At 38.0% G+C, this 16,941-nt stretch carries 17 protein-coding genes; 12 read left to right on the top strand and 5 right to left on the bottom strand.

From position 1 onward, the window contains the following. The first annotated feature begins 9 nt into the window (after positions 1–9). The 4 genes from wecB to MTP09_RS02635 all read left to right on the top strand — a co-directional run bounded on the left by wecB (position 10) and on the right by MTP09_RS02635 (position 4,079). Positions 10–1,122 carry a non-hydrolyzing UDP-N-acetylglucosamine 2-epimerase gene (gene wecB / locus MTP09_RS02620; protein ID WP_317618769.1) on the top strand — a complete coding sequence of 371 codons (1,113 nt, stop codon included), beginning with the start codon at positions 10–12 and terminating at the stop codon, positions 1,120–1,122. After that, entirely contained in the window at positions 1,122–1,982 is an 861-nt protein-coding gene (locus MTP09_RS02625; RefSeq protein WP_243550364.1) for a dTDP-4-dehydrorhamnose reductase family protein, read from the top strand. Before wecB ends, MTP09_RS02625 begins: the two co-directional genes overlap by 1 nt. Further along, the gene (locus tag MTP09_RS02630; RefSeq protein ID WP_243550365.1) at positions 1,966–3,156 is read left to right on the top strand and encodes a glycosyltransferase family 4 protein; all 1,191 of its coding nucleotides are present in this window, start codon (positions 1,966–1,968) and stop codon (positions 3,154–3,156) included. Before MTP09_RS02625 ends, MTP09_RS02630 begins: the two co-directional genes overlap by 17 nt. Positions 3,157–3,227: 71 nt before the next feature. After that, complete coding sequence (locus tag MTP09_RS02635; RefSeq protein ID WP_243550366.1) at positions 3,228–4,079, top strand: NAD-dependent epimerase/dehydratase family protein; 852 nt, start codon at positions 3,228–3,230, stop codon at positions 4,077–4,079. A gap of 56 nt (positions 4,080–4,135) precedes the next feature. Here MTP09_RS02635 and MTP09_RS02640 read toward each other — a convergent pair whose 3' ends face one another. Further along, entirely contained in the window at positions 4,136–5,695 is a 1,560-nt protein-coding gene (locus MTP09_RS02640) for a hypothetical protein (RefSeq protein WP_243550367.1), read from the bottom strand. Positions 5,696–5,830: 135 nt separating this feature from the next. Between MTP09_RS02640 and MTP09_RS02645 the strand changes: the two genes are divergently transcribed. From MTP09_RS02645 to dnaK, 8 genes are all read left to right on the top strand, one after another. Next, positions 5,831–6,790, top strand: coding sequence for an MraY family glycosyltransferase (locus MTP09_RS02645; protein WP_243550368.1), 960 nt, complete (start codon positions 5,831–5,833; stop codon positions 6,788–6,790). A 3-nt stretch (positions 6,791–6,793) separates the two neighbouring features. Next, positions 6,794–7,387, top strand: coding sequence for a sugar transferase (locus MTP09_RS02650; protein WP_243551569.1), 594 nt, complete (start codon positions 6,794–6,796; stop codon positions 7,385–7,387). A gap of 63 nt (positions 7,388–7,450) precedes the next feature. After that, positions 7,451–7,996 (top strand): dTDP-4-dehydrorhamnose 3,5-epimerase, encoded by a 546-nt coding sequence (gene rfbC, locus MTP09_RS02655; RefSeq protein ID WP_243550369.1) that lies wholly within the window; start codon positions 7,451–7,453, stop codon positions 7,994–7,996. Between the two features lie 81 nt (positions 7,997–8,077). Then, positions 8,078–9,157 (top strand): dTDP-glucose 4,6-dehydratase, encoded by a 1,080-nt coding sequence (rfbB, locus tag MTP09_RS02660; protein WP_243550370.1) that lies wholly within the window; start codon positions 8,078–8,080, stop codon positions 9,155–9,157. Between the two features lies 1 nt (position 9,158). Continuing rightward, positions 9,159–10,019 carry a glucose-1-phosphate thymidylyltransferase RfbA gene (gene rfbA, locus MTP09_RS02665; protein WP_243550371.1) on the top strand — a complete coding sequence of 287 codons (861 nt, stop codon included), beginning with the start codon at positions 9,159–9,161 and terminating at the stop codon, positions 10,017–10,019. 232 nt (positions 10,020–10,251) lie between these two features. Continuing rightward, the gene (gene rimO / locus MTP09_RS02670) at positions 10,252–11,562 is read left to right on the top strand and encodes a 30S ribosomal protein S12 methylthiotransferase RimO (RefSeq protein ID WP_243550372.1); all 1,311 of its coding nucleotides are present in this window, start codon (positions 10,252–10,254) and stop codon (positions 11,560–11,562) included. A 324-nt stretch (positions 11,563–11,886) separates the two neighbouring features. Beyond that, complete coding sequence (locus tag MTP09_RS02675) at positions 11,887–12,264, top strand: septal ring lytic transglycosylase RlpA family protein (RefSeq protein WP_243550373.1); 378 nt, start codon at positions 11,887–11,889, stop codon at positions 12,262–12,264. A gap of 148 nt (positions 12,265–12,412) precedes the next feature. Further along, entirely contained in the window at positions 12,413–14,311 is a 1,899-nt protein-coding gene (gene dnaK, locus MTP09_RS02680) for a molecular chaperone DnaK (RefSeq protein ID WP_243550374.1), read from the top strand. A 144-nt stretch (positions 14,312–14,455) separates the two neighbouring features. Here dnaK and MTP09_RS02685 read toward each other — a convergent pair whose 3' ends face one another. Genes MTP09_RS02685 through MTP09_RS02700 form a run of 4 tightly spaced genes read right to left on the bottom strand, consistent with a single transcriptional unit; the run spans position 14,456 to position 16,934 of the window. Further along, positions 14,456–15,358 (bottom strand): TIGR01777 family oxidoreductase, encoded by a 903-nt coding sequence (locus MTP09_RS02685; protein ID WP_243550375.1) that lies wholly within the window; start codon positions 15,356–15,358, stop codon positions 14,456–14,458. A gap of 27 nt (positions 15,359–15,385) precedes the next feature. Continuing rightward, positions 15,386–16,030 carry a MarR family winged helix-turn-helix transcriptional regulator gene (locus MTP09_RS02690; protein WP_243550376.1) on the bottom strand — a complete coding sequence of 215 codons (645 nt, stop codon included), beginning with the start codon at positions 16,028–16,030 and terminating at the stop codon, positions 15,386–15,388. A gap of 2 nt (positions 16,031–16,032) precedes the next feature. Continuing rightward, positions 16,033–16,662 carry a flavin reductase family protein gene (locus MTP09_RS02695; RefSeq protein ID WP_243550377.1) on the bottom strand — a complete coding sequence of 210 codons (630 nt, stop codon included), beginning with the start codon at positions 16,660–16,662 and terminating at the stop codon, positions 16,033–16,035. After that, positions 16,659–16,934, bottom strand: a complete 276-nt coding sequence (locus tag MTP09_RS02700; RefSeq protein ID WP_243550378.1) for a TIGR03643 family protein — start codon at positions 16,932–16,934, stop codon at positions 16,659–16,661. The genes MTP09_RS02695 and MTP09_RS02700 overlap by 4 nt, the downstream gene beginning before the upstream one ends. Positions 16,935–16,941: the final 7 nt, after the last annotated feature.

A 16,941-nucleotide genomic window follows, 5' to 3' on the forward strand; every position in this document is an offset into this window, starting at 1 on the left:
ATGAAAAAAATGAAAGTGGCCACAGTTATAGGAACAAGGCCTGAAATTATTAGATTGGCAGAATGCATCAAATTATGCGACACCTATTTTGAGCACATTCTTATCCATACGGGTCAGAATTATGACTATGAACTTAATGAAATTTTTTTTGAAGACCTGGAGCTGAGAAAGCCAAACCTTTTTCTGAATGTGGCAGGTAATCATTTGGGTGAAACTATAGGGAATGTTATTGCAAAATCTTATGAGGTTCTAGCCAAAGAAAAACCTGATGCACTTTTAGTGTTAGGAGATACCAACAGTGTATTATGTACCATTGCAGCAAAACGTCTCAAAATTCCAATTTTCCATATGGAAGCGGGAAATAGATGTTTCGACCAGAATGTGCCAGAAGAAATCAATCGAAAAATTTCTGATCATATTTCAGATATTAATCTCACCTACACAGAAAATAGTAGAAGATATTTGCTGAGTGAAGGATTTAGAAAAGACCACGTTTTCGTAACAGGCTCGCCTCTATTAGAAGTCCTCGAAAAGTATAAAGATAAGATTGAAAATTCTGATGTGATTTCAAAATTAGGTTTGGAAGAGAATAAATATATCGTTGTAAGTGCCCACCGCGAAGAGAATATCGACATCAAAAACCATTTCGAAATTTTGGCGGAATCACTAAATACGGTAGCTGAAAAATACGGATTGCCAATTATTTTTTCAACTCACCCAAGAACCAAAAACAGAATTGAGAAAAGCGGAATCCAATTCCATCCTCTAATCAAAAATGTACCACCGCTTGGATTTTTTGATTATGTAAAATTGCAAAAAAGTTCATACGTTGTACTTTCGGACAGCGGCACTATCAGTGAGGAATCAGCAATGATGGGATTTCCTGCAGTAAGTATCAGAACAAGTACCGAAAGACCTGAAGCGATAGATTGGGGAACCATCGTTTTGGGCGGAATTTCCAAAGAGAGTATGATCAACTCAATAGAAATCGCAAAAGGACTTGCACTAACCGCCGATGCTCAACTTCCTATTGAATATACGATCAAAAATACATCTGCACGAGTAGTTCGCGCAATTCAGAGTTATACTTCAATTATTAACAAAGTGATTTGGGACAAATAATGAAAAAAGTTTTAGTAATTGGCATAAAAGGTATGGCAGGGCATGTGGTCTTTCGAAAGCTACAGCAAGAAGGAAACTATGACGTTTATGGCGTTGCACGAAGCATTGAGTCTACGGATAAAACCTTTAATCTTGATGTAATCCACACTGATAAACTTAAAGAAATTATTGCTGAAAACCAATTTGATGCTGTAATCAACTGTATCGGAATTCTCAATAAAGATGCCGAAGATCATCCTGCAAAAGCCATTTGGTTCAATAGTTATTTCCCACATTTCCTTGAGGACATCACCAAAAATAGTGCAACGAAGGTGATACATATCAGTACCGACTGTGTTTTTTCGGGGAAAGATGCAGGAGGATATACTGAAGAAAGTTTCCGCAACGGTATCGGATTTTATGCACAGTCAAAAGCGTTGGGCGAAATTACAAATGGGAAAGACCTTACGATCAGAACCTCCATCATCGGTCCAGAACTTAATCAGAACGGAATTGGGCTTTTCCATTGGTTTATGTTCCAAAGTTCTGAAACTCAACTGGGAGGATTTACCAATGTTTATTGGTCCGGAATTACCACTATTGAACTTGCAAAGGTAATAATCGACGCATTGGAAAAGAATGTAACCGGACTAAAGCAGATATCTCGCGAAAAAATAAGCAAGTATAATTTACTGAAACTCTTCAATGAAATTTTCCGCGGAGGCAAAATGAACATTGTTGAAAATCCGGATTATTATTCGGATAAAAGCTTGGTTAGCATAAGAAACGACTACGAGTATCAGGTTCCGGATTATGTAACAATGCTCGAAGAAATGAAAACTTGGATAGAGGAAAACGAAATTTATGATTACAAAGGGTAGGCTTTTTGTTGTTTCGGAACTGTTTTTTCCTGAAGAAACTTCTACTGCTTTTGTTATGACAAAAATTGTCAATAAACTAGCAGAGAAATATGACGATATAGAGGTGGTATGTGGTATGCCGGTATATGATAACAATACTCAAAAGAACGATAACTATTTTTTGAAGGACTCTGTAAAGGTAACTAGAATTGAAACTTTCGCTGGATCAAAGAATAATTTGATCCAGCGATCAATTCGTTTTGTATCACTTAGTTTCTCGATGTTTTTTCTACTTCTAAAAAAAGTTAAGCGAAATGATACCGTTACAATAGTGACCAATCCAGCTCCAATCATCCTTCTTGCGTCACTACTGAAATTGCTAAGGGGCATGAAACTGGTTATTTTGGTTCATGATGTTTTTCCTGAAAATACGGTGCCAGCAGGAATTTTAAAAGATAAGAAATCAATAGTGTACAAGGTTCTTTGTACGCTATTTAATAAAGCATATTCATCTGCCGACAAACTTATTGTTGTTGGAAGGGACATGGCAAATGTTATGAAACTTAAGACGGCAAAGAATCCCAATCTCGAAATAGAAGTAATAGAAAACTGGTCTGAAAATAAGCTGGTGATTCCTAAAGATAACTTGCTGAGTACTGATAAAGTGGTATTTCAATTTGCTGGTAATTTAGGGCGCGTTCAAGGACTAAAAGAACTTTTACAGGTTATTCATCGATCAACCAATAAAAATACGGAATTTCATTTCGTTGGCGAAGGTGCGGTAAAACAAGAAATGATTGAGTATGTATCGGACAACAATTTGAAGAATATCATCTTTCAGAAAGGATATAAGAGGAGTGAACAAGTGGAGATATTGAACAATACAGATATTTCGATTGTAATACTCTCTCCAGGAATGTTTGGTTTGGGCGTACCTTCAAAAACCTACAATATCCTTGCTGCCGGGAAACCTATTTTATATGTTGGTGACAAAGACAGTGAGGTAGATCTATTAATAAAGGATCATGAAATCGGTTACAGCTTTAGTACAGATGAAAAATTGCTACAGTTTCTGGATCAAATAAAATTAGCCGATAAAGAAAAGTTTCGAATAATGGGCGAAAGATCAAGAAAACTTGCGAATAGTATTTATTCGGAAGAAACTATTCTACAAAAATATCAAGATGCTATTTAACTTTTTTGAAAATGGTGAAAGTTGGGATATTTGGTTATAGTGGTTTTATCGGCAAAAATTTAAGGGCTTCCTTGAAGACAGAATTCGAAGGTATTAAAATCAACTTTCGCAATCCATCATGGTCGTTGAATACAGAAGGGTTGGATGTTTTCATCAACTGCATCGGAAAAGCGCACGACCACAAAGGTACCGCCACTGAAGCGGATTACTACAAAGCAAACTACGAAATCGCTAAAGATATTTTTGAGGAGTTCGTAAAAAGTGAGGCGTCACTTTTCATCCACATAAGTTCCATTGCCGCGGTGGAGGAGAATGAGAGAGAGGAATTAATAAGTGAGGAATCCGTATGCAGACCAGTTTCCTACTACGGGAAATCGAAAAGGAAAGCGGAAGAATTTCTGTTAGGACAACAATTACCGGAAGGTAAAAAAGTGTTAATTCTGCGTCCCAGTATGATTCACGGAGAAGGCGACAAAGGAAATCTCACTTTGCTTTATAAGATAATTTCTAGAGGAATTCCGTATCCTTTGGGAGCGTTCGACAACTCGAGGACTTTTGCTTCTGTAGATAATGTTGTTTTTCTCATCAATGAAATCATTGCTCAAAAAGACAACATGGCGAGCGGAGTTTATAATATCTGCGATGACCAACCACTTTCAACCAGGAAAATCATTGAGATTATTGGAAAAGTAAGGCAAAGTAATCCGCCTGTCTGGAAAATTCCCAAATCCTTAATCAATTTAATGTCAAAAATAGGAAATGTGGCGTCACTTCCACTAAATTCAAAGCGATTGGGCAAAATGACTTCCAACCTTTTGGTTTCCAATGTAAAAATAAAGAAAGCACTCGGCATAAATGATCTGCCATTATCTGCGGAACAAGGAATGATAAAAACAATCAAATCCTTTACCAAGTCATCCTAAATTCTTTACTATACCCCTGCTTATATTTTGGATTTAATTTCGTCTCGTGATTTTGCCTAATAAGAAACAACCGTATCGATAAACCTGTTCTTACGCTGATTGGGATCTGTACTTCTGTTTTCAATCTTATTACTGTTCTCAAAAATACTTTCCGCATCTGTATATAAATCACTATTGGTCAAATGAATTTGAAAAGGGGTTTCTAAAATGCTGTTACTTGCTTTGGTAAACTTTGCTTTAATTGCGAAATCTCTCTTCATATCCAAAGTAGGGTACAGAAAAACCTTATTCAAATACACGTTCCCACTTATCGTTTCACCAATATAAATACCGTTTCCGTCCCCTGCCAAAATAACATTATCGAAAATTAGATTAGTAATCATCTTTGATTGTCCCAACCTGATAGAGGTACTAAGAACTTTGCCATTCTTGGTGATGTTTTTATTCAATTGCTCAATCCTGATGTTTTCGAATCTGGCATTCAATAAATTATTCCATTTTTCATTATCTTCAGTATAGAGTCCATACAATCCTTGGTTCCAGCTTTGTCCAATAAAGTTTAGATTTTGAGAACTAGCAGCTTCTTTAGTAACATATACACTTGCCAATCCATTTTCTCCTGCCCAACTCATGTAGTCGTATAAGTATATAATATCTGTATACTGCGAAATCAAGATGCCAATGTCGCTTAATGTGAAAATATTCGACAAGTGTGAGACCTCAGAATCTCCGCGAAATTCAATGCCTACGTTCGCATTCTTCATATTTTGCGGGTTATCGGCAATTTGAGAAAGTTCAGCACGTGTCAATTGTGTGACGTCTCCGAAAAGAAATACCTTAATATTCTCAAGAGTCGGCTTATGCACGGCACCTATGATGATCCCCCGATTACCACGTAATCTCTTCTTATTGGGACTGGATATAACTACTGTTAAATCCTTAATATAATTATAGTCATAATTTCTTTCATTTACATTTCCGCCAACTTTTCCCAGTGAAAAAACATATGTATTAGAACGGTCTGTCTCAAGTATGACTTTAGTTTTTGCCATAGAGGTGCCTTTCAGTCCTTTAACCATATATTCGCCTTTTTTGGTATAATAGTCGCCGGGACTGAGTGAGATATCGTAAAATACCGGGTCAAGTTTTGTAAGTGCATCTACGAGATCGACTTTGATATCAAACGGAAAAACTCCATACCATTCAGGATATGCAAAATCGGTAACTGAAATAATAGATCCGCTAAGGTTAATGTTCTCAAAAATCTTCACGCGATCGGCCTTGATTCTTGTTTGTTGTCCTTTGAGCGTTCCGTTTTTCAAAATTCCTCCGTCAAACTCAAGAACGATTCTTGATGCAAACTTATCAAAATCAATAAGCTTGTTATTCAAATTAAAAATATAGTTCCCCGGAATTACTAAACTTTTGTTTTCCGAATTACCAGCAGACTGTAAAGCACTTAGAAAAGCTGCAGAATCATCAGTTTTGCCGTCTCCTTTTGCGCCGAAATCGAGGAGCGTAACTTTCTTTTCAATTTTTTCCGGATTGAGCTTACTCTTTCCCGAAAATAAAGTAGTGAGAAAAACTAAAACTAAGGAGAGAATACTTGCTTTCATTTTGTGAGGTGTTTGTACAAATATAACATTTTTCAAAAGATACAAATCAATGACCATTATTTAATAAAAATTGAAGAGAAATTATCTTTTAGGGAGAAATTTTCTCTATTTTTGCAACTGTTATTAAAATCACAAATGCTTTACCTCATTGTCTTTATCGGATTATTTCTATTAGAACTCCTCTATTTCAAAATTGCCGATAAATATAACATTATCGATAAGCCCAACGAAAGAAGTTCGCATACCAAAATTACCTTGCGCGGCGGAGGGATTATTTTCTATTTCGGGGTGCTTGCATTTTTTATTACTGCAGGATTTCAGTATCCGTGGTTTTTCCTGGGCCTTACGTTAATCACGGTCATTAGTTTCTTAGACGATATCTATTCGCTCTCAAATAAAATCAGGATCGCTGTTCAGCTTACCAGTATGCTGCTCATGTTTTATGAGGTGCATCTGTTCGGATTCCCGATGTGGGTAGCTCTTGTTGCTCTGATTTTCTGTGGGGGGATCACAAACGCCTACAACTTTATGGATGGGATCAACGGAATTACGGTTGCGAATAGTGTAGCAATTCTGATACTGTTGGGGATTGCAAATAATAGTATTGGTTTCGTAAATCAGGATATTATCTATTTCTCAATAATTGCTTGTTTGGTTTTTGGTTTCTTTAACTTTCGACGGAAAGCGAAGACTTTTGCAGGCGATGTCGGTGCCGTAGCAATCGCTTTTATCATCCTTTTCCTCTTGCTGTTGCTCATGATAAAGACAGAAAACTTGATTTATTGTTTATTTCTTTTTGTTTACGGTATTGATTCGGTGATGACCATTATCCACAGAATCCGTAAAAAAGAAAATATCTTCGAAGCACACAGGAGTCACCTTTATCAATATTTAGCAAACGAAGCAAAAGTAAATCCACTGCTTGTGTCCGGAATCTATGCATTCATACAGGTATTAGTCGGTCTGCTTGTGATGTACATGAGCAATTTCGATTGGCGTATACAGTTGGTCTTTTTCGTCATGATGCTTCTTCTGGGCATATTGGTTTATATTCTGACTAAGAACACTTTGAAAAAGAAGTATAATTTTCAGTAAATGATGGTTCTGCCAAAATTTAACAAGTATATTTTTTGGAAGTCGGTCATAGATTTTGTTTTCTCGTTACTGCTGATTTTTGTTTTGCTTCCATTCATTTTTGTTTTGTTCATTTTGGCAACGATCGATACCAAATCACATGGACTTTTTTCACAGATAAGGATCGGAAGGTACGGTAAACCATTCAAAATTTTTAAAGTAAGAACAATAAATCCATCAACAAATGTCTGCTCACGATACGGGCGATTTTTGAGAAAAAGCAAACTTGATGAGTTGCCACAACTCTTCAATATTTTTCTGGGACAAATGAGTTTTGTCGGGCCGCGTCCGGATATACCCGGATATTATGACAAACTCGTTGGGAAAGATAGGGAAGTACTTCAACTAAAACCAGGTGTCACTTCACGGGCAAGCATCAAGTACATTAATGAAGAAGAAATGCTCAAAAATGTAAACAACCCCAACTATTACAATGACGAAGTGATTTTTCCCGAAAAAATAAAAATGAATTTGGAGTATTTACGAAGTTTTTCATTTAGGGAAGACCTTCTGATACTTCGTAAAACATATAATGTTTATTTTAAAAGTAAAAAATAATTTATATTTGCGAGGTCTAAAAGTACAAAAGATCAAAAATTTTTCTTCCAAAACTTCTTATTAATGAAAATTAAAGAAACCCCACTCAAAGACTGTTACATCATAGAGCCAACCATATTTGAAGACGAGCGCGGCTACTTTTATGAAAAATTCAACGAAAAAAAATTTGAAGAACTTACAGGTATGAATGGACATTTTGTTCAGGACAATATTTCCAAAAGTTCTTATGGCGTCCTTCGCGGATTACATTTGCAGAAAGGTGAACATGCTCAGGCAAAATTGGTATCGTGTCTGGAAGGTAAGGTTTTTGATGTTGCGGTAGACCTTCGCCCGGATTCCCCAACTTATGGGAAATGGTTCGGCGTTGAACTTTCTGCTGAAAACAAATTGCAGTTTTATGTCCCGAGAGGATTCGGCCATGGTTTTTCAGTGTTGAGCGATACCGCCATATTTTCATATAAGTGCGATAATTTCTATAATAAAGAAGCAGAAGGAAGCGTAATTTGGAATGATCCGGATTTAGATATTGACTGGAAACTTCCGCACGATATCGTTATTCTTTCCGAGAAAGACAGAGATCTTCCTTCTTTTTCGGAACACAATTTCTAGTTCCCCTCCATTGGAGGGGTGTCCGAAGGACGGGGTGGTTTTAAATGACCTTCTCAAACTTTAACCATTAAATCAAATGAAATGAAAAATATCATTATCACCGGAGGTGCCGGTTTCATCGGTTCACACGTCGTAAGAGAATTCGTGAAGAATCTTCCTAATACCAAAATCATCAACCTCGATGCTTTAACTTACGCTGGAAACCTCGAGAATTTAAAGGATATCGAAAACGAGCCCAACTATGTTTTCGAAAAAGCCGATATCACAAAACCGGAAGAACTGAAAGCAGTTTTCGAGAAATATCAACCAGATGCCGTTGTACATTTGGCAGCCGAATCGCACGTGGATAGGAGTATCACCGATCCAAACGCGTTCATTAATACCAACGTGATCGGAACCGCCAATCTTTTGAATCTGGCAAGAGAATTTTGGACGTTAAATCCTGATCACCAACACGGAAACTATCCTGATGAGCCAAGAACAAACCTGTTCTACCACGTTTCTACAGACGAAGTTTATGGCGCATTAGGCGAAACAGGATTCTTTACCGAGGAAACCTCCTACGACCCGAAATCTCCGTATTCCGCTTCCAAAGCTGCTTCTGACCATCTGGTGAGAGCTTACGGAAATACCTACGGAATGCCGTTTATTATTTCCAACTGTTCCAACAATTACGGGCCGAACCATTTTCCTGAGAAATTAATTCCGCTTTGCATCCACAATATTTTGAATGAAAAACCGCTTCCAATTTATGGAGACGGAAAATATACCAGAGATTGGCTGTATGTGATCGATCACGCGAAAGCGATTTTCCAGATTTTTCATGAAGCGAAAACCGGTGAAACCTACAATATTGGTGGATGGAACGAGTGGCAGAATATTAATTTGGTTAAAGAATTAATCAAGCAAGTTGACGAAAAAATCGGAAAACCTGCGGGTTATTCTGAGAAACTTATCACTTTTGTGAAAGACAGACCTGGACATGACAAACGCTACGCCATCGATGCCACAAAACTTGCAAACGATCTGGGCTGGAAACCATCGGTAACTTTTGAGGAAGGACTTTCTAAAACCATCGACTGGTTTCTGGAAAATAAGGAATGGCTCGATCACGTGACGAGCGGAGATTACCAGAAATATTACGAAAAACAATATAATTAGAATGAAAGGGATTATTCTTGCAGGTGGATCAGGAACAAGACTCTATCCATTAACCATCGCAGTAAGCAAGCAGCTGATGCCGGTTTTCGACAAACCGATGATTTACTATCCGCTTTCTACCTTGTTGTTGGCGGGAATCAGGGAGATCTTAATCATCACCACTCCGCACGATCAGGAAGCGTTTAAGAAACTTTTGGGTGACGGTTCCCCAATCGGATGCAAGTTCGAATATAAAGTTCAGCCAAGTCCAGATGGATTAGCTCAAGCTTTTATTTTAGGTGAGGAATTCATCGGCGATGATTCCGTGGCATTGGTTCTGGGCGACAATATTTTCTACGGAACCGGGTTGCCGAAACTCCTCGAAAGTAAAACTAATGTTTCTGGAGGTTGCGTTTTCGCTTACCAGGTTTCAGATCCTGAAAGATATGGCGTTGTTGAATTTGATGAAAATCTGAAAGCCGTTTCTATCGAAGAGAAGCCAACAAATCCGAAATCTAATTTTGCAGTGCCGGGACTGTATTTCTACGACAATTCAGTGGTCGAAATTGCCAAAAACCTCAAACCTTCGCCAAGAGGAGAGCTGGAAATTACGGATGTCAACAGAATTTATCTCGAAAAAGGGCAGCTTGAAGTGGGAGTAATGTCGCGCGGAACGGCGTGGCTCGACACGGGGACTTTCGATTCGCTGCACGAAGCTTCGGAATTTGTAAAAGTTCTGGAGAAAAGACAGGGCTTCAAAATCTCCTGCATTGAAGAAATCGCCTACAAAAAAGGTTTTATTAATAAGGAGCAGTTGCTCGATGCAGCCGATAAATATGGCAAAAGCGGTTACGGCGAATACTTAAAATCTTTGGTAAAATAAGGTATTTGTTACGAGAACATCAAACTAACATTACAAGAAAAATTTCTTGCATAATAAACCTAAATTTGCTCCCTTTAGGGAAGGGGTAATCAAATTTAGGTTTATTTTTTGAAGAGAATCAAAACGTTGGTTCTCTTTTTTTTATTCTTAAATTTGCACGCCCAAAACAATCTCCCTGCTTGTGGCAGACAAGAAACGAACTCAAATTTTCAAACCACTTCAAACCATAATTATGCGCACAAAATCAACAGGTAAAAAGAAAATCAACATCATCACTTTAGGTTGTTCCAAAAATGTCGTGGATTCCGAAGTTTTGATGGGACAGCTGAAAGCCAACGGTAAAGAAGTGGTACACGAAAAGAAAGGCGATATCGTGGTCATCAATACCTGTGGATTTATCGACAATGCGAAAGAGGAATCGGTCAACACGATTCTCGATGCGGTTGAGGCAAAGGAAAGAGGCGAGATCGAAAAGGTTTATGTGATGGGCTGTCTTTCCGAGCGTTATAAACCAGATTTGGAAAAGGAAATTCCAGATGTGGATCAATATTTCGGGACCAGAGATTTACCATTATTGCTAAAGCAACTCGGCGCAGATTACAAACACGAACTGGTAGGAGAAAGATTGACCACTACTCCAAAACATTTTGCTTACCTGAAAATTTCCGAAGGTTGCGACCGACCGTGTTCCTTTTGTGCAATTCCTTTGATGCGCGGCGGACACGTTTCCACACCCATTAAAAAATTGGTGGAGGAAGCCAAAAAGTTGGCGACGAAAGGAACGAAAGAACTCATTCTCATTGCCCAGGATTTGACTTATTATGGTTTAGATATATACAAAAAACGCGCTTTAGCTGATTTACTAAAAGAACTTGTGAAAGTTGACGGAATCGAATGGATACGTTTGCATTACGCGTTTCCGACTGGTTTCCCTGAAGATGTTTTGGAAATCATCAAAACCGAGCCGAAAGTCTGCAACTACATCGATATTCCTTTGCAGCACATCAATTCCGATCTTCTGAAATCGATGAAGCGCGGAACGACCCACGAAAAAACCGACGCTCTTTTAGCAAAATTCAGGGAAAAAGTTCCGGATATGGCGATCAGAACTACTTTGATCGTTGGTTATCCCGGAGAAACTGAAGATCGTTTTCAGGAAATGAAAGAGTGGGTTCGAGAGCAAAGATTTGACCGATTGGGTTGTTTCACCTATTCCCACGAAGAAAATACAACGGCCTACAAACTGGAGGACGATGTTCCGCAGGAAGTGAAAGAAAGAAGGGTGGAAGAAATCATGGAGCTTCAGTCCCAAATTTCGTGGGAGAAAAACCAGGAGAAAATCGGCAACATTTACCGCTGCATTTTCGACCGGAAAGAAGGAAACTATTTCGTCGGAAGAACCGAGTTCGATTCACCTGATGTTGACAATACCGTGTTGGTAGATGCAACAGATACTTATATTTCCATCGGAGATTTCGCTCATGTAAAAATTACCTCCGCGGAAGAATTCGATCTTTATGGAGAATTGGTTACGGTTTTGTAAGACAAAATTTCACTCTTTTGAACGATGATCATACAAAAAACTTCCTGCTTTTCAAGGAAGATTTTATTTTTGCCTAATCGCTCATTATCAGTAGTATTGCAGTTGTTTTTGTACGGTATTATGCAATAGTTAGTTAATAACCTTAACTTTTTTGGATTGATTTTAACATTCTTTAACAACCTTTGTTAATTCCCATGAATAAGGAGAAAACGAATGTTATTAACAAAAAATTAAGAAGGCGTTAACGGACTTTAACACTTCGAGTATTGCGGGTTATTTTTTCGAAATAAATTTGCAGAGTCAAAACCCATAAAAGTATTCAAAATGATGAAAAGAGTGACTCTCGTAATCATAATGATGATTTCAACACTTGGCTTATTCTCTTTCAAGAATAATGCCACAGATGCCAAAAAAACAAGTTTTGCATCGTACTACCACGATAAATTCAACGGTAGAAAAACAGCAAGCGGAGAAATTTTCAGTAACAAGAAATTGACCGCAGCTCACAGATCGCTTCCTTTTGGGACTGAAATTTTAGTAACCAACCTTAGAACGGGGAAAAGCGTGGAAGTAAGAATCAATGACCGAGGTCCTTTCCATTCTTCCAGAGTACTCGATCTTTCGAAGGCAGCGTACAAAGCAATCGGTGATCCTGCAAGGGGAACAATGCCGGTTGAATTTGAAATTGTCGAAAACGATTAAGATTTATAAAAAATTTATGTAGCGCCAAACCTAATAGTTTGGCGTTTTTTTGTGCGCATCTGTCAATTTGTCATAAAAGTTTCTGCGGCATAAAATTGGAGACCGAATTAACAAATCTTAAAATTTAAACTAAAAAAATATAAACAAAATGAGTAAAATAATTGGAATCGATTTAGGTACAACCAACTCCTGCGTCGCAGTAATGGAGGGTAAAGATCCGGTTGTAATTCCTAACGCGGAAGGTAAAAGAACAACTCCTTCCATCGTCGCATTCACTGAAGACGGCGAAAGAAAAGTGGGTGATCCCGCAAAAAGACAGGCGGTAACCAACCCGACCAAAACCGTTTATTCCATCAAGAGATTTATCGGTACGCACTTTAAAGATGATGCTGCAGAAATCACGAGAGTTCCATACAAAGTGGTTTCGGGACCGAATGACACGGTAAAAGTAAAAATTGACGACAGAGAATATACTCCACAGGAAATCTCTGCAATGATTCTTCAGAAAATGAAGAAAACTGCTGAAGACTATCTTGGTCAGGAAGTAACCAAAGCGGTAATCACAGTTCCGGCTTACTTTAATGACTCGCAAAGACAGGCAACCAAAGAAGCAGGTGAAATCGCAGGTCTGAAAGTGGAGAGAATCATCAACGAACCTACTGCAGCAGCTTTGGCTTACGGCTTGGATAAAAACCATAAAGACCAGAAAATCGCGGTTTACGACTTAGGTGGTGGTACTTTCGATATCTCGATCCTGGATTTGGGTGACGGAGTTTTCGAAGTATTGTCAACAAACGGTGACACTCACCTTGGTGGTGACGATTTCGACGATGTGATCATCAACTGGCTTGCTGATGAATTTAAATCTGAAGAAGGTGTAGATCTGAAAGCTGATCCAATCGCGCTTCAAAGATTGAAAGAAGCAGCGGAAAAAGCAAAAATCGAATTGTCATCTTCAGCACAGACTGAAATCAACCTTCCATATATCACCGCGACTGCAACAGGTCCGAAACACTTGGTTAAGCAATTATCAAAGGCAAAATTCGAGCAACTTTCTGCTGATTTGGTGAGAAGATCAATGGAGCCGTGCAAAAAAGCTTTGTCTGATGCAGGACTTCAAGCATCTGATATCGACGAGGTAATTTTGGTGGGAGGTTCTACCAGAATCCCGATCATCCAGGAGGAAGTGGAAAAATTCTTCGGTAAAAAACCTTCAAAAGGAGTAAATCCAGATGAGGTTGTAGCAATCGGTGCCGCAATTCAGGGTGGAGTTTTAACAGGTGACGTAAAAGATGTGTTGCTTCTCGACGTAACTCCGCTTTCATTAGGTATTGAAACAATGGGTTCTGTTTTCACCAAATTAATTGATGCAAACACTACTATTCCAACTAAGAAATCTGAGGTGTTCTCAACCGCTTCCGACAATCAACCTGCTGTAAGCATCAGAGTTGGACAGGGAGAAAGACCGATGTTTAATGACAACAAGGAAATCGGAAGATTCGATTTGACCGATATTCCACCTGCACCGAGAGGAGTTCCGCAAATTGAGGTAACTTTCGATATCGATGCCAACGGAATCCTAAGTGTTTCCGCTAAAGATAAAGGAACCGGAAAAGAGCAGTCGATCAAGATTCAGGCAAGTTCAGGACTTTCTGATGCCGAAATTGAAAGAATGAAGCGTGAAGCTGAAGAAAACTCTGCAGCCGACGCTAAGAAAAAAGAGGAAGTTGAAATCTTCAACAAAGCAGATGGGCTTATTTTCCAAACTGAAAAACAGTTGAAGGAATTTGGCGACAAACTTTCGGCCGACAAAAAAGCAGCGATCGAATCTGCAGCAGCAGAACTGAAAACCGCTTTCGAAGCCAAAGACATCGAATCCGTAAAAACCAAAACTGAAGCACTCGACGCAGCTTGGATGGCGGCATCTGAAGAGCTTTACGCACAAGGACAGCAAGCGCAGGGAGCTGCAGACGCAGGTCAGCAAAACCCGGGCGGAAACGCAGACGCAGAAGATGTGCAGGATGCAGATTTTGAAGAAGTAAAATAAGGATCGATTAAAACCGATTAATAATAATTATAAAAACGCTGTAAGCTACTAGTTTACAGCGTTTTTTTTGTTTTTTAAATCGTTTACAGAATTTTTTTCAGATTAAAAAAAAATTAGGGATAAATATTTTTCTAAAGGTGATGCCTACTTTACCACATTTTTCAACGCTTGATGAAGCTCATTATATTTAAAAATAAAACCTTTTGATTTAATTTTTTGGTTGCTGGCATTTACTCCGTTTAGAATTATTTCGCTCATTTCACCCATGGTAAATTTCAAAACCACGGCAGGAACTGCCATGGGAATGTAATTTTTATCCATCGATTTCGCTAAAGTTTTCATTAATTGTGCATTTGTCGGAATTTCGTCTGCACAGGCGTTGAAGGACCCATTCATGTTTTCATTTTCAAGAGCGAATAATAACATAGAAACCAAATCGTTCACATGGATCCACGGAAAATACTGCTTACCGCTACCAACTGGTGAAGCAAGATGAAGATTGGTTAATTTTTTTAAAGGTTCCAGAAATCCACCATGGGCGGAAATTACAGGAGAAATTCTAAGTTTTACAATTCTTTCCGAAATTGCTTCGAACCGGTTTGCGGATTCTTCCCACAAGCCACAAACTTCCGTAAGAAAATCTTTTTTTTGCGGTTCATCATTTTCCGTAGCAGCTTTTTCATCGTTCCAGTCACCGTAATAATTAATTCCTGAAGCCGAAATAAATGACTGTAGTATAATATTTTTTTCTTTTACCTTTTTCTCTAAAAACAGGGCAGAATCCACGCGGGAACTGATGATTTCCTTCTTGTATGCCGTAGTCCACCGTTTCGCAATTGTTGCGCCTGCCAAGTGTATGATGCTATGAATACCCTCTAGAGCACCTTCTTCCAAATAGTCATTTTCATAATTCCAGACAAATTCATGTTCGAAAATGTTTTGTTTTTTTCTCACCACGCAATGTGCAGTATAACCTCTTTCCTTAAGCGCAGAATACAATTTTTTTCCTATCATTCCGCTAGCTCCCGTGATTAAAATTTTTTTCATTTTAATTTTTTTTAATGTGGTGGAGATTTAGATTAAATTATTAATTTCCGTAATGTCAGAATCCTTATATTGGTGATAGACATTAAAATGAAATTCGTTTAATTTTTTTAAAGTTTTAAGTAAACTATTCTTTTCTTCAATATCTAATTTTGCAGATAAAACTCTGGAAGTGATGCTTACAGCTTCAACGGATTGATCAAAGTACTTTTTGCCAAGTTCGGAAATTTTCAATCGGGTTACCCGCTTATCTTTGCTGTCCGAAATTTCCTCCAGCAGTTTGTTTTTCACTAATCTTCTAATGATTTCCATTCCTGTCTGCTTTTCATGGGCATTCTTTTCTACCAGTTGCATTTTGGTTAGCATAGGTTCGTCCATAATTCTGTAGAGGTAGGTAAACTCTTCGTTGTATAATTCCGGAAAATCTTGCAGACCTCTGCGAATCATCTGTTTTGTAAAACGAGACAACAGGATGACTTGCTTGGCAATTTCATTTTCTAAATCGTTGACCTTCTTTTGCTCACTCTCCGAGATAAATCGTGGACTTTGACTTCTGTAATACTTGTTATTTAAAAAATTACGAAAATCTTCAATGGTGGAACTGTTTTTAGAACTTCCGGAATTTTCAAATTCTTGAACTTCTAAAAGTAAATTGATAAAAAAATTGGTATTCATGATTAAGAGATTAAAATTTGAGGTTCTGAATTGGGTTTTGCATAAGACAACTTTCCAATTTTTTCCGGTACATAATACGTATCCAACCCGGAATTCATCATTGTATTTTCTAGGTTTACAAATCCGTCTTTCTCTAAACGGGAAGGCTCAATAAACACATTTTGGATTTCGCCGATAATTAAATCCGTGTTGTTTTGTTTTATAGTGATTTTTTCCAGAAATTTCATTCCTATTTTTACCGACGCTTCTTTCACAAAAACAAACTGATTTTCAAAGATTTCCTCCTGGAAACCGCATTCCTTAAATTCGGATTGATTTTTAGGATATCGTGCAGAGGTTTGATGCGCATTTTTTATAAAATGCTCAGTAACAAAATTAAAAGTATAGTGATTAGTTTCCAAAATATTCTCCAAGGTATGCCGTTCGACGGTGTGTGGACGAGAAATATAGCCAAATAACGAAGGTTCTGCACCTATATGGATGACCGAATTAATGATGGATAAATTAGATTGCCTATTTTTATCCATTGTTCCTACCAAAGCAACTTGCCTAATGCCCGCAAGCGAGTTAATTAGTATTGTTCTATATCTTTTATCTAAATTATTTAAATCATTGCCGGAAATCTGAATCATCGTTTTGATATTTTATTTAATGAAATGCTGCGTTGTCTTGAGCACTTGAATCTGCTGATTTCAGGATTTCTTTTCCTGAGGTGTTTTTGGCTGACTCCCGAGTTCACCCGCTTTCTCCACATTCGAAAAGAACTCGGTTTCAGGTGCTTTCGCATCAGCTTGATCACATCGGATTCCGAGAGCTTAAACTGATAGACGATGGCTTCGAAAGGAGTTCTATCTTCCCAAGCCATTTCTATGATCCTGTCTATTTGTTTTTGTTCTATAATCATAGCATTT

The organism is Chryseobacterium suipulveris (assembly GCF_022811685.1).
GTDB classification, from domain to species: domain Bacteria; phylum Bacteroidota; class Bacteroidia; order Flavobacteriales; family Weeksellaceae; genus Kaistella; species Kaistella suipulveris.

Bases quoted from the DNA above. Each gene is read 5' to 3' on its own strand.
- MTP09_RS02640 (WP_243550367.1), bottom strand. From the start codon at position 5,695: ATGAAAGCAAGTATTCTCTCCTTAGTTTTAGTTTTTCTCACTACTTTA.
- MTP09_RS02625 (WP_243550364.1), top strand. From the start codon at position 1,122: ATGAAAAAAGTTTTAGTAATTGGCATAAAAGGTATGGCAGGGCATGTG.
- MTP09_RS02645 (WP_243550368.1), top strand. From the start codon at position 5,831: ATGCTTTACCTCATTGTCTTTATCGGATTATTTCTATTAGAACTCCTC.
- MTP09_RS02630 (WP_243550365.1), top strand. From the start codon at position 1,966: ATGATTACAAAGGGTAGGCTTTTTGTTGTTTCGGAACTGTTTTTTCCT.
- MTP09_RS02685 (WP_243550375.1), bottom strand. From the start codon at position 15,358: ATGAAAAAAATTTTAATCACGGGAGCTAGCGGAATGATAGGAAAAAAA.
- dnaK (WP_243550374.1), top strand. From the start codon at position 12,413: ATGAGTAAAATAATTGGAATCGATTTAGGTACAACCAACTCCTGCGTC.
- MTP09_RS02695 (WP_243550377.1), bottom strand. From the start codon at position 16,662: ATGATTCAGATTTCCGGCAATGATTTAAATAATTTAGATAAAAGATAT.
- MTP09_RS02675 (WP_243550373.1), top strand. From the start codon at position 11,887: ATGATGAAAAGAGTGACTCTCGTAATCATAATGATGATTTCAACACTT.
- MTP09_RS02690 (WP_243550376.1), bottom strand. From the start codon at position 16,030: ATGAATACCAATTTTTTTATCAATTTACTTTTAGAAGTTCAAGAATTT.
- rfbA (WP_243550371.1), top strand. From the start codon at position 9,159: ATGAAAGGGATTATTCTTGCAGGTGGATCAGGAACAAGACTCTATCCA.
- MTP09_RS02700 (WP_243550378.1), bottom strand. From the start codon at position 16,934: ATGATTATAGAACAAAAACAAATAGACAGGATCATAGAAATGGCTTGG.
- MTP09_RS02650 (WP_243551569.1), top strand. From the start codon at position 6,794: ATGGTTCTGCCAAAATTTAACAAGTATATTTTTTGGAAGTCGGTCATA.
- rimO (WP_243550372.1), top strand. From the start codon at position 10,252: ATGCGCACAAAATCAACAGGTAAAAAGAAAATCAACATCATCACTTTA.
- rfbB (WP_243550370.1), top strand. From the start codon at position 8,078: ATGAAAAATATCATTATCACCGGAGGTGCCGGTTTCATCGGTTCACAC.
- rfbC (WP_243550369.1), top strand. From the start codon at position 7,451: ATGAAAATTAAAGAAACCCCACTCAAAGACTGTTACATCATAGAGCCA.
- wecB (WP_317618769.1), top strand. From the start codon at position 10: ATGAAAGTGGCCACAGTTATAGGAACAAGGCCTGAAATTATTAGATTG.